This is a genomic window from Blautia sp. 1001283B150304_161114_C9 (assembly GCF_015668165.1).
GTDB lineage: Bacteria > Bacillota > Clostridia > Lachnospirales > Lachnospiraceae > Blautia_A > Blautia_A wexlerae.
Genome location: NZ_JADPGO010000020.1, coordinates 1 through 21,652 on the forward strand (window position 1 = coordinate 1; position 21,652 = coordinate 21,652).

General features: G+C 42.0%; 17 protein-coding genes, 1 tRNA gene and 3 pseudogenes. 2 read left to right on the forward strand and 19 right to left on the reverse strand.

Annotated features, from left to right (window positions below):
* The 10 genes from I4V44_RS11025 to fba all read right to left on the reverse strand — a co-directional run.
* Positions 1 to 410 (reverse strand): IS607 family transposase (locus I4V44_RS11025; RefSeq protein ID WP_196002716.1); only part of this gene is annotated, 410 nt, incomplete at its 3' end.
* Between the two features lie 189 nt (positions 411 to 599).
* On the reverse strand, positions 600 to 1,139 hold the full coding sequence (locus tag I4V44_RS11030) for a nitroreductase family protein (protein WP_330597736.1): 540 nt from the start codon (positions 1,137 to 1,139) through the stop codon (positions 600 to 602).
* Between the two features lie 36 nt (positions 1,140 to 1,175).
* Positions 1,176 to 2,528, reverse strand: a complete 1,353-nt coding sequence (locus I4V44_RS11035; protein WP_243280267.1) for a L,D-transpeptidase family protein — start codon at positions 2,526 to 2,528, stop codon at positions 1,176 to 1,178.
* 231 nt (positions 2,529 to 2,759) lie between these two features.
* Positions 2,760 to 4,469 carry an extracellular solute-binding protein gene (locus I4V44_RS11040; protein WP_055200842.1) on the reverse strand — a complete coding sequence of 570 codons (1,710 nt, stop codon included), beginning with the start codon at positions 4,467 to 4,469 and terminating at the stop codon, positions 2,760 to 2,762.
* Positions 4,466 to 6,238 (reverse strand): cache domain-containing sensor histidine kinase, encoded by a 1,773-nt coding sequence (locus tag I4V44_RS11045; RefSeq protein WP_242859410.1) that lies wholly within the window; start codon positions 6,236 to 6,238, stop codon positions 4,466 to 4,468. Before I4V44_RS11045 ends, I4V44_RS11040 begins: the two co-directional genes overlap by 4 nt.
* Positions 6,135 to 7,673 carry a response regulator transcription factor gene (locus I4V44_RS11050; protein ID WP_022379942.1) on the reverse strand — a complete coding sequence of 513 codons (1,539 nt, stop codon included), beginning with the start codon at positions 7,671 to 7,673 and terminating at the stop codon, positions 6,135 to 6,137. Before I4V44_RS11050 ends, I4V44_RS11045 begins: the two co-directional genes overlap by 104 nt.
* 117 nt (positions 7,674 to 7,790) lie before the next feature.
* Entirely contained in the window at positions 7,791 to 8,630 is an 840-nt protein-coding gene (locus I4V44_RS11055) for a carbohydrate ABC transporter permease (protein WP_022379941.1), read from the reverse strand.
* Complete coding sequence (locus I4V44_RS11060; RefSeq protein ID WP_022379940.1) at positions 8,630 to 9,484, reverse strand: carbohydrate ABC transporter permease; 855 nt, start codon at positions 9,482 to 9,484, stop codon at positions 8,630 to 8,632. The genes I4V44_RS11055 and I4V44_RS11060 overlap by 1 nt, the downstream gene beginning before the upstream one ends.
* An 86-nt stretch (positions 9,485 to 9,570) precedes the next feature.
* Entirely contained in the window at positions 9,571 to 10,845 is a 1,275-nt protein-coding gene (locus I4V44_RS11065) for an ABC transporter substrate-binding protein (RefSeq protein WP_019160912.1), read from the reverse strand.
* A 227-nt stretch (positions 10,846 to 11,072) separates the two neighbouring features.
* On the reverse strand, positions 11,073 to 11,936 hold the full coding sequence (fba, locus tag I4V44_RS11070; RefSeq protein WP_008707962.1) for a class II fructose-1,6-bisphosphate aldolase: 864 nt from the start codon (positions 11,934 to 11,936) through the stop codon (positions 11,073 to 11,075).
* A 268-nt stretch (positions 11,937 to 12,204) separates the two neighbouring features.
* Here fba and I4V44_RS11075 point away from each other — a divergent pair.
* A tRNA-Tyr gene (locus tag I4V44_RS11075) sits at positions 12,205 to 12,286 on the forward strand.
* 120 nt (positions 12,287 to 12,406) lie between these two features.
* Here I4V44_RS11075 and I4V44_RS11080 read toward each other — a convergent pair.
* From I4V44_RS11080 to tilS (I4V44_RS18270), 5 genes and pseudogenes are all read right to left on the reverse strand, one after another.
* Positions 12,407 to 14,542, reverse strand: coding sequence for a glycoside hydrolase family 13 protein (locus I4V44_RS11080; RefSeq protein WP_082433233.1), 2,136 nt, complete (start codon positions 14,540 to 14,542; stop codon positions 12,407 to 12,409).
* A 351-nt stretch (positions 14,543 to 14,893) separates the two neighbouring features.
* Complete coding sequence (gene ftsH / locus I4V44_RS11085) at positions 14,894 to 16,747, reverse strand: ATP-dependent zinc metalloprotease FtsH (protein WP_118614831.1); 1,854 nt, start codon at positions 16,745 to 16,747, stop codon at positions 14,894 to 14,896.
* A 16-nt stretch (positions 16,748 to 16,763) separates the two neighbouring features.
* Positions 16,764 to 17,294: a hypoxanthine phosphoribosyltransferase gene (gene hpt, locus I4V44_RS11090; protein WP_020993437.1), complete on the reverse strand. Its 531-nt coding sequence runs from the start codon at positions 17,292 to 17,294 to the stop codon at positions 16,764 to 16,766.
* The gene (tilS, locus tag I4V44_RS18265; protein ID WP_319017522.1) at positions 17,287 to 18,081 is read right to left on the reverse strand and encodes a tRNA lysidine(34) synthetase TilS; all 795 of its coding nucleotides are present in this window, start codon (positions 18,079 to 18,081) and stop codon (positions 17,287 to 17,289) included. The genes hpt and tilS (I4V44_RS18265) overlap by 8 nt, the downstream gene beginning before the upstream one ends.
* A 51-nt stretch (positions 18,082 to 18,132) precedes the next feature.
* A pseudogene (gene tilS / locus I4V44_RS18270) lies at positions 18,133 to 18,903 on the reverse strand (tRNA lysidine(34) synthetase TilS); the annotation flags it as partial.
* Here tilS (I4V44_RS18270) and I4V44_RS18275 point away from each other — a divergent pair.
* A pseudogene (locus tag I4V44_RS18275) lies at positions 18,841 to 19,074 on the forward strand (DUF6783 domain-containing protein); the annotation flags it as partial. The pseudogenes tilS (I4V44_RS18270) and I4V44_RS18275 sit on opposite strands and share 63 nt — an antisense overlap.
* On the opposite strand, the pseudogene I4V44_RS11100 reads toward I4V44_RS18275, so the two are convergent.
* The 4 genes and pseudogenes from I4V44_RS11100 to yabP form a co-directional block, all read right to left on the reverse strand.
* Positions 18,974 to 20,440, reverse strand: a pseudogene (locus I4V44_RS11100) (SpoIIE family protein phosphatase); the annotation flags it as partial. The pseudogenes I4V44_RS18275 and I4V44_RS11100 sit on opposite strands and share 101 nt — an antisense overlap.
* Positions 20,441 to 20,626: 186 nt before the next feature.
* Complete coding sequence (locus I4V44_RS11105; protein ID WP_022380528.1) at positions 20,627 to 20,941, reverse strand: FtsB family cell division protein; 315 nt, start codon at positions 20,939 to 20,941, stop codon at positions 20,627 to 20,629.
* A complete protein-coding gene (yabQ, locus tag I4V44_RS18280; protein WP_055200848.1) occupies positions 20,902 to 21,360 on the reverse strand; it encodes a spore cortex biosynthesis protein YabQ in 459 nt (152 codons plus the stop codon). The genes I4V44_RS11105 and yabQ overlap by 40 nt, the downstream gene beginning before the upstream one ends.
* A 3-nt stretch (positions 21,361 to 21,363) precedes the next feature.
* On the reverse strand, positions 21,364 to 21,645 hold the full coding sequence (gene yabP / locus I4V44_RS11115; protein ID WP_025580783.1) for a sporulation protein YabP: 282 nt from the start codon (positions 21,643 to 21,645) through the stop codon (positions 21,364 to 21,366).
* Between the last annotated feature and the right edge of the window lie 7 nt (positions 21,646 to 21,652).

Genomic DNA, 21,652 nt, shown 5'->3' on the forward strand with positions numbered 1-21,652 from the left:
AATCGCAGTAACCGATCTTTATACAAAACAACAACCTTTTCAACCTGATTTTGAGATATTCGCCTGATCAATTCCTGGAGCCCTTTTTTCTTATAATTAATTCCGGAACCGATATCACTTATTATCTCAAACGGCTGTCCTTTTGCCAGAAGATATGTTTTAACATTATCAATCTGTCGTTCCAGATTATCTTTCTGTTTATGACTGGAAACACGACAATACCCAATTGTAATGCGGTTTTTAGGCTTTACATTTATTACCTGGTTGAGTTGCTCATCAGAATAATATCTATAGCCACTTACTGTAGTATGATGCGGATGAAGTTTTCCATTGGCATCCCAATTTCGTAATGTCTGGGCAGATACGCCTATAATTTTTGAAAATTCATGTATAGAATAATATTTACTCAAAGAATCAACTCCTTTCAATAATATTCTACTCTAATATCTTATAAAACTCAACATATACTTATATGATTTTATAATTTATATTTAACTGTTAATTTCCTCCATCCATAAAAACATATCATTAATAATATAATCCAAAGAAATCAGAGGAAAATAACTTCACCTCTGATTCCGTTCTGTCAATCCTATATATTAATACACCTTCACAATCTCATCCAATCCTTTACGTCTAGGCCTCTTTGGCTCCTCTGCTGCCACACCCACAGCAATCACTGCCACTACCGTTTCCTCTTCCGGAATATCCAGCACCTTCCGAAGCTGCTCTCCATCTCTCAAACCCATGATCAAAGTTCCATACCCCAGTTCTGCTGCCTTCAGAACAAAATTTTCATTCTGCAATCCCAGGTCATAGCATCCCCAACCATTGCCCAATTCATTATCCGCAGTTTTGTCATTCTGGAAACCAGCTTTATCTTTTACAAAAGTAGTTACAACCAGTACTGCATTTTCAGCCTTACGGGCATTTCCCTCAGGCAGACATTCTCTGCGTACTCTCTCTGTCATCTCCTCAGACAATACACAATAATATCTCCCTGTCTCAGTATTCTTCCAGGAAGGAGCCTCCTGTGCAGCGCCAATCATCTCCATCAGTTCTTCTTTTGTGACCTTTTTGTCTGTTGCATATTTTCGAATACTTCTTCTTACTTCTATCAATTTCTGAAATTCCATCATCCAGTTCCTCCTGTTGTATTTTGGATTAAGCTGTTTTTAATATATAATAATGGGATATCCACCGTCAATATTTTCATAAATAATTGCAGCCTCTTCTTCCGGCAGATTGATACATCCATGACTTCCGTTTCCTGTCTTATAACGGTTTCCTCCAAAAGCCGACTGCCAGGGCGCATCATGCAGCCCCTGCCCGTAGACAAAGGGCATCCAGTATTTTACCTTGATATCATATCCGTATGCATCGCTGGTGAGCGTAAAAGGACTTGCTTTATAGGCAATGGGCCAGGCTCCCGTATAGGTATGTCTTTCCTCTGTAGGCGCCCCACTGACAATGTCTGTTTCCGTCACCAGCCCTCCATCTTTGTACAGCCAAAGGTGCTGTGCATCCAGACTTACCTCTATATAACTGCCTGCCAGATCATCCGTTCCGTTTCTCTGCATCCCCTTGCTGCTGTATACCGGTTCACGGACCACATTCTTGCCGCTTTTCAGATCAGAAAGCAGCTGGCTTAGCTCTCCGCTCTGATCAATCCTGTAACCATATTCATTATCCTCCACAGTCACATCCGTACCCATAGAGGTATGAAAGGTTCTGGGAACATAAATGGTATTGTATTTATTGGCAAGCTGTGAAATAAAGGTACCTGCCTGCTCCTGATCAATTATGATCTTTGTTCCCTGAATACTGATCCAGGAATTTACAGTTTTGGAATCCAGAGTCTCTGTCGTATTTCCAAAGGTATAGGTTATGGTAGCCTTGCGGTATTTTTTCAATTGTCCGTTTAGGCTTTTCAATTCCTTTTTCAATTCTTTTGAAGCCTTTACAGAAGGCTGCTTATATGCCTGCTGGTTCAGATCTATCTTGACTTCACCGGTGAGCAGCTGATCCTGAAACTCTGCTTCCAGCGTCTTGTCCACGTAATTTCGAAGACGTTCTTCATCAATCTGTGTCCCTGCCACCTGCTTTACTATAACAAATTTCTTGTTCTTCTTGCTATATCTGATCTCAGCATTTTGGGCTTCCGTTCTTTCTTTCTCTCCAAAATGATCTTCTGTCAAAGCAGCTTGTTCTGCTATCTCATCTTTGTTTACCTGATATTCTATTTCGTAATTTTTCCAAGAGGCCAGAAACGTCCTTGTCTGGTCACGCTGCTGTTTCAAAGCTGTAAGTGCAGACTGAAGTGTTCCCTCATCCAGAGAATATCCCAGTTCCCCTACAGTTGTCTGATATACCTGACTGCCATCCTCCCGGAAAACAACCTTTTTATCCTGAAATGCTTTCCGGATGGTCTGTCCGGCCTTCTCCACATTCTGACCGGATACATCCAGACCATATATGGTAATTTTTCTCCCCAGTGTGTCCGTATCCACTTTATGTATATAAGCCAACAATCCTCCTCCCAGAAATAAAAATACTGAAATACATATCCCCAGGATAACTTTTATCTTTTTCTTTCTGTTTTTTTCTTTATTATCCATTTCCCGCCCCTGTTCTTTTGTACTCTTTTTGAGCCTAATAAGTTTCAGGCAGGCTATAAAAAATGTTTTACAGTCTGCCTGAAAAATTATACCAGAAAAATATATGATTTTGTAATTTTTATTTATACCAAAATATTTGCATTACCTGGAATCCTCCCGGATTGCTTTTACCAGTTGATCCCCTCCCTGTTCATACCATTTGCTTACGAATTCATCAAAATAGGATATGGGGCGCTTCCCCATAATAATCTGGATAAAAGTATTCTTCTCCAGAGTACCAAGAGTCTGAGGAATTTCCAGATTTGAAGTTTGCAGATAGATTTTCTCAGGAGTCCTGTAATCCGATTTCACCAGAAGACCTACTGCAGAAATGCGGGACTTGTAAGCTGCCCAGTCCTCCACTGTCACATTCTGCCCCTCCATATAATTTCTGCAGGCCTGATAGTAGGATTTCTCAATAGCACTGAGTTTCTCTTCTTCCATATCTCCTGCAATTACCTTCTGAATATGCTCTGTCACACGATAAGTGGCTTCATTGTAATCCACATTGATCACCAACGGCCTTGCTGTAGGATCCACATTCAGGGCAAAATAGCTGTTCATTTCATCTGCATCCTTTGCTTCATACCTGGTATAATCAAAAAGTACACTCAAAATCTTCATTACAATTTCAGGATGCTCATAACCTTTTCGCACCACTACATATTTGTTGTCTCTGAATGTAGAATAGGTTTCTGCCGTTTTCTGTATTTCTGCCGGAAAATAATATGGCTCCCAGTCAGAGTCCGGATCTTCTTCATACTCATCCATAAGAGGATTATTAGGCGTCCACCACAATCCGAAAAACGCCCCGCACTTTCCGCTGACTACCAGATCCCTTAGATTATTCTGGGCCCGCAGTGCAAAATTCTCATCCAGAATTCCCCTTTCATAAAGCTGGTTCAAATATTCCAGTGCATTCTTCGTCTCTTCTGTAAGAGAACCATATACCACTTCTCCATTCTCACCCTTTTGCCATCTCTGGGGATTGGCTCCGAATTTCTGAAAAATAGGGTCAACAGAATAACTACTACTCGTAGTTCCCACCAGTGAAGTATCACATACCAGTCCGATAGAATCTTCTCCAGGTGCTGCACCCATTCTGTTTTTCTGAAAAGCTTCAATAACATCAAAAGCTTCTTCCAGAGTCTGCGGTTCTTCTAATCCCAGCTTATCCATCCAGTCCTTACGAAGCCAGAGCAGGCAGGGACCATGATCAATAACAGTCTCAGGCATTGCCATCAGCTTCCCGTCATATTTCACAGAATCCAGAAGCTCGGTTCCATAACTGGAATACATAGCTTTGATTCTGTCTGTAGTACAGGATTCATACACCTCTGTCAAATCTTCTATCAGATCGTTTTCCACCATTTCATCCAGCATTTTCTTGTCCGAGATCACCATGACATCAGGGAGCATCCGATCTTTCACAATCACATTGACAAATTCATCATATCTGTCTTCACTTTCCATGTATGTGTTCTCATTCTGGATATTCAGCATCTTTTTCAGATAACGGGTATATTCATTATTTTCATAAGTCTGTCCCTGGGGCAGATTAGAATTATTGGCACCATTCATCTGGGCAAGAGTATAGGTCACAGTTTCAGGATACTTTCCATAGGGAGTTGTCCGGGCTTCTTCCCAGTCCCCGGATTCAGTTTTTTTCTTTTCCTCAACCCCATCCGCTTTTTCTGCTTTCTGCTGTGTCTCCTTTGTTGCTTTATTACATCCGCTTTGAAGCAAAGTTATTCCCAGAATCAGAATTACAAAAAGCTTTTTTCCTGCCTTTGTCACACTCTGTATCATCATGATGTTTCTCCCTTTGGAATCCGCATTTCTACTACTGTTCCCTTACCTACACTGCTGGTGATACGAATTTTATATTCCTCTCCGTAAAGCAGACAGATTCGATCGTTCACATTTTTCAGCCCATACCCTTCTGCCTGGTAAGTAACCAACGATTCTGCCACTGACTGTTCCATTCCCATTCCATTATCTTCTACCCGGAGAAGTACTGCATCCCCGGCATCCAGAAAGGACAGCTGCAGGATTTTATCTCCTTCTTCTTTTACATCCAGTCCATGCTCTAATGCATTTTCTACCACTGGCTGCAGGATCAGTTTAGGGACTTTTTCTGCTTTTACCTGCGGATCAATCTTCCACTCTACTGTAAAATCATTGTCATGCATCACCAACTGAATAGACAGATAAGCTTCAATATTACGGATACAATTCTCCACAGTTACCATATCCTCTCCCTTGCTCAGAGCTGTACGATAAAAAGTAGATAAATCCAGAGTCACCTTACTGATTTCTTTCTGACCGCTCTTAATAGCCATCCAGTTAATAATGGAAAGAGAATTATACAGAAAATGGGGATTGATCTGTGCAGTAAGCGCTTTCAGCTCAAATTCCTTAAGAGCTATTTTGTTTTCGTAAACTTCACTGATCAGACGGTCAATCTCCCCCATCATCCTGCGGAAGCTTCTGATCAGAACCCCCACCTCATCCTCTGCATCGCTGGTAACCGTAACCTCTCTGCTTCCATGATTTACCTGATCCATATTTTCCGTAAGCATTTCGATCTTGCGGGTAAATAATCTGGAGAAAGCCATACCCAGAATAAAAATGATCAGTACACAACCTGCGATCAGCGGAATCTCAGCAAACAACATCTGATAAACTGATTTTTCTACAGATTTTTTAGTTTTATACAGATAAAACTTCCAGCCCGTATTCTGACTGGTACTATTTACTGCTACATATTCTTTGCTGATCTGCTCTAAAATTTTATCCGATTCCCCTAAATCTGCCAGGTCATTATCCTGAATGTTCTCATCGCGGTACACAATATTCTGGCTCTGATCCAGCACCATAGTTCCAGATTCTTCTGAGATAATATTTTTCAACGGTTTGAATATTTTATTGTAATCCAGAGTAATACACAGAACCGCCGTGCGGTTTCTTCCGTCGTAAATATTTCTCACTGCCGCAATCTCCGGTTTTTCCGTATTTACCAGCCACTGTACCTGCACTTCATCATTCAGCTGGCTGCTCCACCATTCCTGTCCTATCTCATCCATAGGTACAAGAGTATATTCATGTCTCACTTTAATACTGTCTGCAAAAATCTGTATCTGATTGATAGCATCATGATAGGATTTAGGCACTGTGAGAAGAGGATCCACAATCTGGGTATATTTGGCATATGCCACATAATTATCCATGTTTTTCTCATTGATCATTTCTTCAATATCCGGAGAATAGGTAAGATAATTGATCAGTCCTGTATATACTTCGATCTGGCTGTCAATACTTTCTCTGGTCTGTTCCAGGATGGATGAGGTATCCTCCACTTCATTATGGCGCACCAGCCTGCTCATACTGTTATGGCTGTACAGAGCAAGCATCGTCATAGGCACCAGACTGGATGTCACCAGCAGGATTGTAAGCTTATGACGGTATTTCATATCTCTAAATTTCTTTCGGATTCTCTTCATCGTCACCTGTTCCTTTCCTGTAGGACTCAGGGCTGCTTCCGTAATATTCCCGGAAGCTTCGACAAAAATAGGATACATTGGAGAATCCTACTTTTTCACTTACCTGTGCCACCTTCATATTTGTGCTGCACAGAAGCTCCTTTGCCTTCTCCATACGGAATACCCGGATAAAACGGTTCAGGTTCATTCCTGTTTCCTTTTTGAAAATAAAACTCAGATATCCTGAGGACAAATATACCTTTTCTGCCAGCATCTCCAGGCTCAGATCCTCTCCGTAGTGCTGATAGATGTAATTTTTCACTGCAGCCACCTCATTTCTGGATTCACTCATAGAACGTTCCAGAAAATTTTCATACTCCCGGATATTCTCCTCAGTAACCTGAAGAATCTGTGAAATATCACTGCAGTTGTACAGTCTGTCAATCTCCTTATCCAGGCGGCGTTCCTCTGAAAACTGTGTTTCCTCAAACAATGCCTGGATCACATTGGAAAATACAAATTTAATATACATAGCCGAAAACTGGGTACTGCTTTTGTATTTGTCCGTAAGGCACTGAAAATGGACTTTCAGCTGCTGAATGTCCTTTCTGCTGATGTCCTCAGAAATTCTCTGCATCAGCTGGGAATCCTGGACAGCCTTGTCCACATGACTGTACTCTTCCTCCTCATTGGAGAATACATGATTCTCCGGATGATAAAATCGCTCCTCCATCTGCTGTTCCAGCTCTGTCATGATCTCAGGCAATGCTTCACAGCCCTCAAACTTCCTGCTTACTGCCAGATGAAAGCTTCCCGGATACTGGCGCTTCATCACAGTATACAGCTGATTAGCTACCAACAGATAATCGCAATATACATCGTTAAACAAAAACAGAGACTGTCTGGCATTCAGATTCAGATAGAAAAATATTCTCCGCAGTTCCTTGCGCATATCCTCTGCCAGATTCTCATCTGCAGTATCAAAAAAATTCTGGGAGGATTCCACCAGAATGGCACAGTGCCACTGATTCCAGGTATCCAGGTTGATCATTTCTCCGGCTTTTTCCAGAATTTCTTTTTTTCCTGTGTAAATATAATTCTGGAGAAAATACTGCTGGAGAAAATCCTGTTCCTTCTGATCTCTGATCTTGCGGTTTTTATTTTTGTCAATTTCACTGCGTACCTTTTCCAGTGTTTCACTGAAAATATCAGGATCCACCGGTTTTAAAACATACTCCTTCACTCCATAACGGATTGCCTCCTGGGCAAAGGAAAAATCGTTATAGCCACTAAAGATCACGATCTGCAGCTCCTCTTTTTTCTCTTTTGCCTTCTTTGCCAGTTCCAGGCCATCCATATGAGGCATTTTAATATCTGTCAGTAGTATATCTATCTCCTCATTTCTCAAGATTTCCAATGCCTGGCGCCCGTTGGAAGCCTCAGAAATCTCAAATTCTCCCTCTTCCCTGGAAAGCAGAAATTTAATTCCCTCTCTCTCTATTTTTTCATCATCAACCACTAATACACGATACATAGCTTCTAACCTCCTACCCCCTTATATATACAAATAAAGATAGTTCCTGCAATTATGGAACTATCTTTATTTTCAGTCACTTATTATCCATATCAGCCTGCGTCTGATACTATTTTATCATCCTTTTACTGCACCTGCAACAACACCTTCAATAATATATTTCTGGCATACCAGGTAAACAATAACGATCGGGATAATATCGATCATAATACTTGCCATCATCGGTCCCATCTGTACATGACCGAAGCTTCCGCGGAAGTACTGTACTGCCATAGGAATTGTACGATATTTCTTAATATCCAGTACCAGGGTCGGCAGAAGATAGTCATTCCATACCCACATCAGCTGAAGGATTGCAGTGGAGATAATGGTAGGCTTCAGAATCGGGATCAGGATCTTGAAAAATACCTGTAACGGATTACATCCATCGATCAGGGCAGCCTCTTCAATTTCCAGCGGGATTCCCTTTACAAAACCGGTGAACATAAATACTGCCAGTCCTGCACCAAATCCCAGATAAATAATACAGATATTATAAGGAGTGTTCAGTTTCAGTGTATCTGCTGTCTTTGCCAGAGTGAACATAACCATCTGGAAAGGAACTACCATACTAAATATGAACAGATAGTATAAAATCTTGGAAAGCACTCCATTTACACGGACAATGTACCATGCACACATAGAGCAGCACAGCAGGATCAATACTACTGACATAACTGAGATTACAAGGCTGTACCAGAAAGATTTCAGGAAATCCATCTGTGTTACGCTGGCTACATAGTTTGTAAATCCATTCCATATTTCACCCAGAGGAAGTTCAAATACTCCTGTAGTTGTAATGGCTGATTCCTTTTTTAAAGAGTTTAAAAGGATCAGTATAATAGGATAAATCCAGAAAAGGGACAGTATGGTTAATATAATTGTAGGAATAATACTTTTCTTTTTATTGTTTTCCATTACTGCTGCACCTCCTTAGATGATGTTGCTTTAAGCTGAATCAGAGCAATGGCTACAACCAGAATAAAGAATACAACTGCTTTTGCCTGACCGATTCCCTTCCACTGTGGTCCGCTTCGTGCATAGAATGTATCATAAATATTCAAGGCAAGGAGCTGAGACTGCTTGGCAGGATCTCCACCTGTAAGAGAAAGGTTCTGGTCGAACATTTTAAATCCATTTGTCAGTGTAAGGAAAGTACAGATTGTAACAGACGGCATGATCATCGGTAATTTAATCTTGAACAGAATCTGTCTGGATGTAGCTCCGTCAATCTGTGCCGCTTCGATAAGGTCAGGTGAAACATTATTCAGACCTGCCACATAAATGATCATCATATATCCGATCTGCTGCCAGCACAGAAGGATCAGCATACCGATAAATCCGTTCTTTGCAGACAAAGCCAGCAGCGGTTGTCCCCATTTGGATAACAGACCATTTAATAAGGTCTGCCAGATGTATCCAAGAACAATACCACCAATCAGGTTTGGCATAAAGAATACAGTTCTGAATGCATTGGTGCCCTTGAATCCCTTTGTCAGTGCCAGTGCAATGGCAAATGCCAGAACATTGATCAGAATACTGGATATAAAGGCAAATATCACAGTCAGCCAGAACGCATGACTGAAAGTATTGTCAAGTAATATTTTCTGATAGTTTGAAAATCCTACAAAAGTAACATCCTGCACTGTGGTAAATTTACAAAATGAAAGGTAAATTCCCCAGATAAACGGCCATAAAAATCCGATTATAAATGCAGCCAGTGTAGGCAGGACGAAAATCGGCCACCACTTTTTGATTGTTTTTCCTACCATGGTAAATCTCTCCTCTTCTTCCCATTCTCTGCTTAGAATCTATAAAAGGGAGACAGGAATCTCTGCCTCCCTTATTTTTTTATTCATTATTCGGAAAGTGCCTTCTCTGTTGCCCAGTTGTCAACAAACGCACTCTTAACATCATCCCAGGAGCCAGATCCTGCTGCATATGCTGTAAGAGCAGATCCAAGAGTATTTTTCCACTCTTCAGATGGCATTGTTGTAAAGTTCCATGATACAGGTGTCAGACCAGCTTCTGTATATTCTGCATCCTGTTTTACAAATACATTGCTTGGTGCCTCTGCTGTTTTGAAAGGAATTGTGAATCCCATGTCTTCAGCCATGGATTTTGTTCCTGCTTCAGAGGTTACACACCAGTTCATGAAATCAAGTGTTGCTTTTACATCAGCTTCAGATGCATTCTTATTTACACACCAGTAATTCTCTGTACCGGTTGCAAGACCTTCGTTTGCATCATCTACACCAAAGTAGATTGGGATCATAGCCAGCTCGTCATCTTTGAATGTTTTGGAAAGTTCACTATATTCCCAGGAACCATTCTGATAGAATACTGCTTCACCATTTACAAATTCATTTCTGGAGTCATCTGCTGTTTTTGCAGAAAGCTCAGAACCGTCACAGGTAGAATCTGTAATGTAAAGATCAAATACGTTCTTGTAGTTATCAAGGTATGTACCTTTAATCGCATCTGTATCATCGATTCCGTCTTCTTTATACTCATAGTAGATTGGAAGGTTTGCAAGATGTGTTTTAAATCTCCAGTCAGAGGATCCGTCCATACCTGCAGAAGTAAATGCTCCCTTAATTCCCAGATCATCTTTTTTGCTCTGGATATCATCAGCAACTTTCTTTAAATCATCAAAGGATTTAATATCGTCCAGAGTATATCCTGCTTTTTCAAGTAAGGTCTTATTTACGATCAGACCATAGGATTCGATTACATATGCGATTCCGTCCACTGCATCTCCATCCTTTAAGCTGTAGGAATCAGATGTCAGCTGTGAGTAAATATCGGAATCTTTCAGATCATAGCAGTAATCTTTCCAGTTTTTCAAACCAACCGGTCCGTTTACCTGGAATAAAGTAGGTGCATCACTCTTTGCCATTTCTGACTGAAGTGTTGTCTCATACTGTCCGGAAGCTGCTGTAACAACAGTTACCTCTGTACCAGTTTCCTCTGTGTATTCTTTTGCCAGGTTCTGCCAGTCTTCATCCTGCTCTGGTTTGAAGTTTAAGTAATAAACCTTTCCGGCGTCATCAGCCATTGCCGGTACTGCCGGGATCATAGTTGCTGCCATAAGTACTGCCATTCCCATTGCTGTTACTTTCTTCATCTTCATAATCGTTTTCTCTCCTTTTCCTATGATGTTTTCTGTTTCTTAACTTGAGTATATTGTAAATTTTTCAGCAGGATTTCGCCATGATAAAAAATCAAGAAACATGATAAATTTTTCAGATATTGATTTTTTTATATATACATTTTTTTATATCATAAAAAAGAAGAAAAAAAACAGACCCCGTCAGGTCAATCCTGTCAGAGTCTGTTCTCTCTTTATGCCTTTATGTCTCAGGCTTTGTTAACTGATCCGAATAATTCCATTTTTTCCTTAACAGTAGCTTTGATTGCTTCGAAGCCAGGTGCAAGAAGTTTACGCGGATCGTATCCTTTACCCTGCTGATCTTTTCCTTCTTCGATGTATTTACGTGTAGCTGCTGCGAAAGAAAGCTGGCATTCTGTGTTTACATTGATCTTGGATACGCCAAGGTCGATAGCTTTCTTGATCATATCTGCCGGGATACCTGTGCCACCGTGAAGTACCAGAGGCATCTCTCCTGTCAGTTTCTGGATTGCATCCAGAGTTTCAAAGCTTAAGCCTTTCCAGTTAGCCGGATATTTTCCATGGATGTTACCGATACCTGCTGCAAGGAAATCAATACCAAGGTCTGCGATCATCTTGCATTCCTGAGGATCTGCGCATTCGCCCATTCCTACAACACCGTCTTCTTCACCACCGATGGAGCCAACTTCTGCTTCCAGAGACATTCCGTGTTCAGCAACGATCTTAACCAGTTCTTTAGTTTTTGCAACGTTTTCTTCGATCGGGTAATGAGATCCGTCGAACATGATGGATGAGAATCCTGCTTCAACGCATTTTAAGCATCCTTCATAGCTGCCGTGGTCAAGATGAAGAGCTACAGGAACAGTGATGTTCAGTTCTTCCATCATTCCGTTAACCATACCAACAACTGTTTTATAACCTGTCATATATTTACCAGCACCTTCGGATACACCAAGGATTACAGGAGAGTTCAGTTCCTGAGCAGTTAAAAGGATAGCCTTTGTCCACTCAAGGTTGTTGATGTTGAACTGTCCAACTGCATAATGACCTGCTTTTGCTTTTTTCAGCATTTCTGTTGCATTTACTAACATGATAAATTCCTCCTAATCTGTAGTAACTGTGTTCATTCTCAGTTACCCTAATCAATCTCCGATATGGAATTACATCTATATCCAGATATGGTTATATTACCAGATTTCTGCTTTTTCGTCTACTCTTTTGCCAAAAAAATGACAAACAAAATTCCCCGGAAGATATGCAAAAAAGTCCGGCAATACACAATATATAATAATTTTCTGCAATTTATAAAAAAGTGCTTGCATTATTTAAATATTTCATATATAATAAATTTCGGTTTAAGGATGGATTCCCGAGTGGCCAAAGGGGGCAGACTGTAAATCTGTTAGCAACGCTTTCGAAGGTTCGAATCCTTCTCCATCCATCAAAAGGTTCAGACATTTGTCTGAATCTTTTTTTTGTTATATTATAAAGCGGCAGCCCCTTCTTCCGCAAGAGGCTGCCGTCCGGGTCAGGCGGATAAGATCATCCGCTTCGCATTTTGTTAATTTTTATGATGTAAGACCACTGCGCCAAATGCCGGCATTGTGATCTTCAGAATTCCGGCTGCTGCTGTGTATTCTTTACATTCTTCCGTAAATCCCACTGCAGATGTCATGACAACACGTTTCAGCTTTGTATCTTCCAGACGGCTGATTCCTGCCTGTTCTAACCGTATCTCCACTTCCCTGCCTTCTTCCTGATTATTTACGATCACAATTATCTGTTCATCATGAGAAAATCTCGCATAACAAAGTCCCTGATAATCATTCCAGAGAAATCCCAGTGATCCCGTTTTTAACACTTCATATTTCTTATGGATACGGATCATTACCCTGTGGAAGTCGATCATCTGATAATCCTCACGTCCCCAGGGATAAGTACGTCTGTTATCCGGATCTGTGAATCCACAGAGTCCTGCCTCATCTCCGTAATATACAGTCGGTGCGCCCGGCCAGGTCATCTGGATGGTAACCGCCTCACGCATAACTGCCGGATTTACTCCCTCAGATGCCGCCTCCGGACCTGCATAGGAAATTCGTCCTACCCTGTGATTGGTTCTGGTCAGGAATCTGGAATGGTCATGATTTGACAATTCATTCATGGCTGTCTGAAGTGCAGACATATGAAGCGCTCTCATGTGCGTTTTCATAGCTCCGATAAAAGCCTCACTGTTTCCTAACAGGTCTTCACGATACTCGTCACTGTGCTTCTCCATACCTGTCAGGAACCAGGTCAGCGGCTCCATAAATGCGTCATAGTTCATGACTGTATCCCATTCATCACCTTTCAGCCAGCCTTCCGGATTACCGTAATGCTCTGCCAGGATAATGGCATTTGGATTGGCAGCTTTCACTGCCTTCCGGAAATCTTTCCAGAACTGATGGTTAAAATCATTGCTGTGTCCCAGATCCGCCGCCACATCCAGTCTCCAACCGTCTACATTATAAGGAGCAGATACCCATTTCTGTCCAACACGAAGAATATAATCATAAAGTTCTCTGGAACCCTCATAATTTAATTTAGGCAGTGTATCGTGTGCCCACCATCCATCATAGGAGGTGTTATATGGCCATGCATTAGGATCATTAAAGGAAAAGAAATTACGATAGGGACTGTCCGCAGAAACATAAGCTCCTTTCGGATATCCTTCCTGATTCTCATAAATACGTTCTCTGTCCATCCACTTATTAAAAGAACCGCAGTGATTGAACACACCATCCAGAATGATCTTCATTCCTCTTCTGTGGATCTCTGCTGTCAGTTTCGCAAAAAGCTCATTACTTGCTTCCAGATTCTTCTTATCTGTCACACGTTTGATATATTTCCATGCATGGGAATTATCATCGTCATCTCCAAGAAGGATTCCCTCATTACAATCTTCTACAATCCTGCCGTAATGTGGATCCACATAATCATAATCCTGACAGTCATACTTATGATTACTTGGAGAAACAAAGATCGGATTTAAATAAATAACCTCGACTCCCAGATCCTGCAGATAATCCAGTTTGTTCATAATTCCCTGCAGGTCACCGCCGTAAAATTCACGCACACCCATCACTGCCGGAATCTTATTCCACTGTTCTACCTGTACACTCTTATCTCCAATATAATGATATTCTCCGGTCACAACATCATTGGTAGGATCTCCGTTAAGAAAACGGTCTACATAAATCTGGTACATTACCGCACCTTTGGCCCACTTTGGAGTATCAAAGCCCGGATAAATCTCAAAATCCATCCTGCCCTCATGTTTCATACAGACTCCCTGATTATTGTAATAACAGGTTACCCATCCATACTGTATCTCAAAATAATAACGGAAGATGTCCTCTCCAATCGTCACCTGGGCAGAATAATAATCAAATCCGTTCTCTGTCCCGCAAATCTCCATCTGCACACGCTGCTCCTGGCTTACCAGATATACAGAATCCACATTATTTCTCTGGGTACGGAATTTGATCGTTACTGTATCTCCTGCCTTTGGTTCTGCAGGTATTCTGTAATATTCTGTTCCGTCACTGAAAAGCGCCTCTTTATTAAACACAGGACGCATATTCAGGATGTACTGCATTCTTTTTTTTATATCTGCTTTTTCATGTTCCATTTCCGTCCAGTCCTCTCTGTCATTTATCATTTTATTATTTTATCCTAAAATAAACCATCTGACAACCATCTGTTTTTCCCAAAAATACTTATATATTCAGTGATTCTGCACAACCATTCATTCTGTCACAGTATTTCGGACTGCCGGATTCCGGCGAAGCAGATATTTCATTGCTGAAAATAACGTAAACAGTAATGATATTTTAAGACAGTAAAAAAGCCAGCGGGATAAGCTGGCTTTTTTGGAGAAGGTATTTCTTCTTATGGGGTGTAGCAAAAACTATATAATGTATTGGGGGGTTTTTACGGTTTATATAATACCATGAGGCAAGAGAAAAGTGTGCACAAACTTCACAAAATTTGGCACACTTTTTTGTATACATTATATACTGTTGTTTTCTGTTTCCGGATTTTCTGTTGTAAAAAGTGCTTCAAATTCGTCTCTGTGCACCTTTTCCTTCTCGAGAAGAAGACTTGCACACTTGTGCAGAACATCCTCATGTTCCAGAATAATTTTCTTTGCCTGGTCATGACATTCACTGATAATACGGCGGATTTCTTCATCAATGGACTTGGCAACATCCTCACTGTAACTTCTGGTATGAGCCAGGTCTCTGCCGATAAATACCTCGTCATCGTCATCACCATAACAGATAAGACCAAGTTTATCAGACATTCCGTATTTCATAACCATACTTCTGGCTGTCGCAGTTGCACGTTTGATGTCATTGGATGCACCAGTCGTAATATCTCCGAAGATAATTTCCTCTGCTATGCGCCCGCCTAACAGTGTCATAATATCCTGAAGCATTTTTCCTTTGGTATTAAACATCTCATCATTATCCGGAAGAGGCATGGTGTAACCTGCTGCTCCCATTCCTGTCGGGATAATGGAAATCGTGTAGACAGGATCCATATCCGGAAGTACATGAAACAGGATCGCATGTCCGGATTCATGATACGCGGTGATCTTTTTCTCTTTCTCAGAGATCACCTTACTCTTCTTTTCTGCACCGATGCCTACTTTGATAAAAGCACCTTTGATATCAGACTGAAGGATAAATCCTCTTCCCTTTCTCGCTGCTTCAATGGCAGCTTCATTCAGAAGATTCTCCAGATCTGCACCTGTAAATCCTGCTGTTGTTCTGGCAATCTGAGCCAGATTTACATCCTCTCCAAGAGGTTTGTCCTTGGCATGAACGCGGAGAATTTCCTCTCTTCCCTTCACATCCGGACGTCCCACTGCAACCTTACGGTCAAAACGTCCCGGACGCAAAATTGCAGGATCCAGGATATCCACGCGGTTAGTCGCTGCCATCACAATGATTCCCTCATTCACACCAAAGCCATCCATCTCTACCAGAAGCTGGTTCAGTGTCTGCTCTCTCTCATCATGTCCGCCGCCCATACCGGTTCCACGCTGTCTTGCAACCGCATCGATCTCATCAATGAAAATAATACATGGTGCATGGCGTTTGCCTTCTTCAAAAAGATCTCGCACACGTGATGCACCTACACCGACAAACATTTCCACAAAGTCAGAACCGGAAATGGAGAAAAACGGAACTCCCGCTTCTCCTGCCACTGCCTTTGCCAGAAGTGTCTTACCAGTTCCGGGAGGGCCTACAAGCAGCACACCTTTCGGAATCCTTGCGCCTACTTTTGTATATTTCTGTGGAGATTTCAGGAAATCTACCACCTCTACCAGATCTTCCTTCTCCTCCTGCAGACCTGCTACCTTGTCAAAAGTAACTTTCTTATTATCATCCGGAGATGACATTCTTGCGCGGCTCTTGCCGAAATTCATCATCTTGGCATTTCCGCCGCCACCGCCACCTGCCATCTGGCGGTTCATCATCATGATCAGAAAGATCACAAGGGCACCTGTGAGAAGAACCGGAAGCAAGGTTGTCAGAAATACATTGTCTCCGGGTACATCCTGAGTTGTAATATCAATATCGTATTTATTCAACAGTTCGATTGCCTGATTGACATCTGTCACATAAACCTTCTTCTGACCGGAGTCAGTAGTATCTACGATCACAGAACCTGTAGGCACTTCTCTGTTCTGTTGAATTGTCGCATCAACCACTTTGTTGTCTTCAAGAGCCTGCTCCAGTTGCTTCTGTGTGTAATTACTCTGGGAAACCACCTGGTTATTCAGATAAAAATAACCGGCTACCAGTGCAATGATCAGCACCAGATACAGACCAATTCTGCTTGGCTGTTTATTCACTTACTTAAATCTCCTTTCAGTCTTCCCCCAGTTCCACTACTCCTATGAATGGAAGATTCCTGTATTTCTGTGCATAGTCCAGACCATAGCCAACTACAAACTCATCCGGGATGTTAAAGCAGCAATAATCAACTCTTACATCTCTGACTCTTCGCTCCGGTTTGTCCAGCAATGTACACAGACGGATGCTGTTTGGATTTCTCTGCTTCAGAATTTCGATGAGATAACTTAATGTTCTTCCTGAGTCAATGATATCCTCTACGATCAGAACGTCCTTTCCTTCCAGTGGCTGGTCAAGGTCTTTGACGATCTTTACAACACCGCTGGACTTGGTGTCATCACCATAACTGGATACAGACATAAAGTCAAGAGAAACCGGCACTGTGATTCTCTTTGCAAGTTCACAGGTAAAGAATACACCACCTTTTAATACACAGATTAAATGGATTTCCTTGCCTGCATAATCCTTGCTGACCTTTGCTGCGATCTGCTTAATACGGGAATCTACTTCCTCTTCGCTGAGTAAAACTTTGATTTTCTCACTCATTTTCGTTTCCTCCTTGGTAATTTAATACTAACACCTTCCTGGTTTGGGGGTTAATTTTATACCTCTCATTCATCCTGCTTCCCACCATCCAGAGGATTTCTTTTCCACATGCGATCAGCGGAATGCTGTCTCTGTATTCCGACGGGATTTTCTCATCAATCATACAGCGGTTCAGCTTCTTTGTGTTCCCCTGCGCATTGATAACCATATAATCTCCTGTCCGTCTGGTGCGAATATACGGATTCTTTTCTATTTTATCATAATCCATCCATTTCGTATACTTTTTTTCTTCAATCTTCTGACCTTCATACAAAAATATTTCTGCCGAAAAAATTCCCAGCGGACTGGTCACAGTCCCCGGAATTCTGATTTTCCATTCCCTGTCTGATATATTTTTTCCGCAAACTGTTTTTCCGTTTTGGATATCTGAACCTTTATGCTTTTCACCGATCATCCCGGCTGACTTCTCCTCTCCGTACCGACAAAGTCTTACTCCCTCGTAATCTCTTCTGGCTTCCATGTGATAAGGAAGGCTGATCCGTCTTCCAGTCTGCATTTCATAAAGTTCCAGAACCTTCTCATAGTGAACAGCCGCCAGATCCTTCCGTCTGCCTGCCAGCTGTTCCATCGCCTGTTGTAATGCATAAACCTGAATGATCTGAGGCTCCATAAAAAATTTTTCAGTAAAGTAATATTCCTTACCTTTCTGAAACTCGCCCAAAACCAGGCAGCTCTGCTGCGTAAGATATTCCTCTGCCTGGGAAATCCTTGCCGCAGTCTCTGCCATATGTGCCGCTGCCTTTCCATTGACCTGCTGTTCCAATATAGGAAGAATATGATGTCTGATTCGGTTTCTGGTATATTCATCTGACAGATTGGTGCTGTCCTGAATATGAGAAATCTTCTTTTCTTTCAGATACTCTGCAATTTTGTCCCGGCTTAAGCACAGAATCGGGCGGATAATCTCTCCGTCTACAGGGCGCATGGTGCATAGTCCCCGCAAACCTGTTCCTCTGCACAGATTATGAAGCATAGTTTCCGCAAGATCCTCCTGATTATGCGCTAATGCAATTTTTATCTCACTGTCCTTTCTCCCACAGACGGCAGCTTCCCTCTGAAAAGCTTCTTTTCTTACAATCCTTCCCGTCTCTTCCTCGCCCAGCTTCCACTCCCGGCTCAATCCCGGAACATCATAACAATAAACAGTACATGGAATCTGCCACTTCCGGCATATGTTTTCCACAAAGCTTTGGTCCCTGTCCGCTTCCTTTCCACGTATTCCATGATGTATATGGACCACTCTCAATGTAAAATCCAGTTTTCCCTGAAGCTCCTTTAAAATGCGGAGCATTGCCATAGAGTCACTTCCGCCGGACACTCCTGCCAGGACCACATCATTTTTTCCGATCATCCTGTTTTGCTTTATATAAGCAAGAATTTCTCTTTCCATTTTTATCCTGATTTCCTTTTCTATCTTAGAGCATGTCTGAAAAATCATTCCCGCAATCTGCACGCCCCACTTTGCGGGATATTTCACCCGAATTCAGTTGCCGTAGCCCGCTACGGCGCCCTCATCCGGGCAAAATATCCCACAAATTGTGACGCACATCTTGCAGAAAGCCTTTTTCAGACACGCTCTAGTATCCGCAGCATTATTTTTTCCACACGCCTGCCACCAGCACTGTCATATCATCCCGTGCATGATAATCGCTGTATCCCAGCACCCGTTCCAGTATTCCCCTGCCGAAATCTTTCGGTGATTCCTCATGAACATCCATAATGATTTCTTTCATGGTTTCCTCCTCTTTCTGGTCAGGCAATGCATCCAGGACTCCATCTGTCATCATGATCAGGTAATCCCCATGGTACAGCTTTCTGGTAGCTGTCTCAAAATCAATCTGCTGTACAAGCCCTGCGGCCAGACTTTCAGAAGTAATAGATTCCACCCAGTGATCTCTTTTGATAAATGTAGACGCTGCCCCCGCCTTCAGAAAATTGCAGATTCCTGTATACAGGTCCACTGCGCAGATATCCACTGTAGAAAACATACCCTCCTCTCCTTTGAGTACCAGAGCAGAATTTACCATCTTTGCTGCCGTTTCCTGGGAAAATCCTGACTCCATAAACTGTTCCAGAAGTTCCACAACTGTCTCGCTCTCCCTGCATGCTTCCATCCCTGAGCCCATGCCATCCGAAAGGCACATAACAAACCTGCCGCCATCCTCCTGTCTGCATATATAATTATCTCCGGAAACCTTCTCTTCTTCTCTGGTAAGCCTGGCTGTTCCATAGAGAACCTGATAGCTTACATCCTCAGCAAAATGTACAGTGTGATATTCTCCGTTTACAATACATCTGCTCCCATTTACAGGTACCATGGAAATTTCACAGTATTTTGAAAGAAGCTGTGCGATCTCTGTCATGGAAATACACTGACCGCTTCTGGCACGCATGGTGAGAAAAATCTGTTTACGTCCTTTCACCTTATTCATCATCCATGCCCTGCGAAGGATCACATGGCTCTTTCTCAGTCCCTTGCGAAGTTCTTCTTCAAACTGCGGCGTTACTCGCTCCAGGTCATACAGATCACTGGCTACGTTCTCCATGATATGTGAGACTTCCATAAGCTGCTGTGCTACTGCCAGCCGATTCTCGATCATACGGTTATCCCACATCAGGTTCTGCCTTTCTTTCTGAAAATTCTCTGCAACCGTCTCATAATACTGTACGGAACGGGGACATATGCCTGTCCAGTCAGCGCGGATGCCTCTGACATTTTCCTCGTTTCCACTCTCCATGGAACGTACCAGTGCCTCCACTCCTTTCACCAGTTCCTGACTGTGTTCTCCCCAGCAGATTTCCCTCTGATAGCATCTGCTGCATACCTTTGCATTTGTATCCTCAATGATCTGCTCAACCTGCCTGCTGCTCAGATAATCTTTCCGATAAGGCATCCCGTAGAAAGTATCTGCCAGTTTCTGAAAAGATGCCGCATACTTCTCCACCCTCTCTTTCTGAGGATGGCCCTCCTGCAGAGACGGCAGTTCTTCTGTATCCGGCAGATTTTCTGCTAAAATAGTTTTTGCCATGTCCCGTATGATCAGCATAATGCTGATAACGAGCATGGCAATCATCCATTCCTGCATATTCTCCCCTCCCCTTATTCATTCCCTGTATATAGCAGACTACTGCATTTTTATCAGAGAATTTCAATAACTGTTCAACAGTCCTCTCTTTCACAAAGTACTAAACAGTTACAGATATTATATGGAAGGGTTTCTGAAATATCTGTCAAACGCAGACGAATCCTTCGCAAAAGTTTTCGACATTTGTTACTGCTGTTTCTTAAAAACAGTCTCATTGTCCTTCACAAGTCCCAGTTTCTCTCTGGCAACCTCTTCTGCATATTCGTCTGTCTCCATATATTTCTTTAATTTATCAATTTCTTCTGTACGTGTCTGCTCATCTTCAATCTGTTGCTGAAGAGTGGCGGCCTTAGCATCATATCCTGTGAGGCGTTCCTTAAGGTCATTACTTTCTAGCATCAGTCCTCCCAGAAGGACTAAAACAACCAGCGCAATCGCAATCATTCCAAGAGAGTTATACCCTACTTTCTTTTTTTTCTTCCTTTTCTTAGAATTACCCAATTTGCCAGCCTTCCTTTTTTAGCACATTTATACGCTTTATACCACAGAAGTTTACATCTTTTGACCGGAAATAGCAACCATTTTATCAAAAATTTAATAATTATTACAGGAATCTCCATAAGTTTCGTACAGCATTTTACAAAAATATCTCCGAGGACCCTGTTGCAGATATACGCTCCGGATAAAAAGCCTAAAACCATAAAAAAACGCAGGATTCCTTCATTGCTCCTGTAAATCTCCGAAAAAACAAAAAAGGCACAACAAAGCCAGTACAAAATATCTTCCGTCCCGACAGCTTTATCCGAATGTGCAAAAACATTCCTGAATGCAGCCAGCAGATCATAACACAAAAGGAGAACAGCACCCACAGCTATTGTCCGGAGCAGCAGAAGTAATTCATGATGAATAAATGCACTCATCTCTCACCGGAACATCCTTTTAAATAAGGATTCATCCCTGTTATCTGTATTCTTTGACAGATAAGTAAGACTGTCCACTTTTCCTTCCAGATCTACTTCTCCCTTTTCCAGATCAAGCTGCTTCACATGAAGCTGTTCTCCCTTTATTACAAGTTTCCCTGCCTGTGTAAAAAGCAGGATTTCTTTTTCATCAAAGGATTTAATATCCTTTACCCCGGTAATTCTCCCGTTCTGACGGTTTTCCAGCATCAGGCTGTGAGTTGAAAGTATCTTCTTCTCTTCCACAGACGCC

Coding starts and splice junctions, on each gene's coding strand:
- I4V44_RS11030 (WP_330597736.1), bottom strand. CDS start 1,139: ATGATGGAATTTCAGAAATTGATAGAAGTAAGAAGAAGTATTCGAAAA.
- I4V44_RS11040 (WP_055200842.1), bottom strand. CDS start 4,469: ATGATGATACAGAGTGTGACAAAGGCAGGAAAAAAGCTTTTTGTAATT.
- I4V44_RS11045 (WP_242859410.1), bottom strand. CDS start 6,238: ATGTATCCTATTTTTGTCGAAGCTTCCGGGAATATTACGGAAGCAGCC.
- I4V44_RS11050 (WP_022379942.1), bottom strand. CDS start 7,673: ATGTATCGTGTATTAGTGGTTGATGATGAAAAAATAGAGAGAGAGGGA.
- I4V44_RS11055 (WP_022379941.1), bottom strand. CDS start 8,630: ATGGAAAACAATAAAAAGAAAAGTATTATTCCTACAATTATATTAACC.
- I4V44_RS11060 (WP_022379940.1), bottom strand. CDS start 9,484: ATGGTAGGAAAAACAATCAAAAAGTGGTGGCCGATTTTCGTCCTGCCT.
- I4V44_RS11065 (WP_019160912.1), bottom strand. CDS start 10,845: ATGAAGATGAAGAAAGTAACAGCAATGGGAATGGCAGTACTTATGGCA.
- fba (WP_008707962.1), bottom strand. CDS start 11,936: ATGTTAGTAAATGCAACAGAAATGCTGAAAAAAGCAAAAGCAGGTCAT.
- I4V44_RS11080 (WP_082433233.1), bottom strand. CDS start 14,542: ATGATAAATGACAGAGAGGACTGGACGGAAATGGAACATGAAAAAGCA.
- hpt (WP_020993437.1), bottom strand. CDS start 17,294: ATGAGTGAGAAAATCAAAGTTTTACTCAGCGAAGAGGAAGTAGATTCC.
- tilS (WP_319017522.1), bottom strand. CDS start 18,081: ATGGCAGAGACTGCGGCAAGGATTTCCCAGGCAGAGGAATATCTTACG.
- yabQ (WP_055200848.1), bottom strand. CDS start 21,360: ATGAGTGCATTTATTCATCATGAATTACTTCTGCTGCTCCGGACAATA.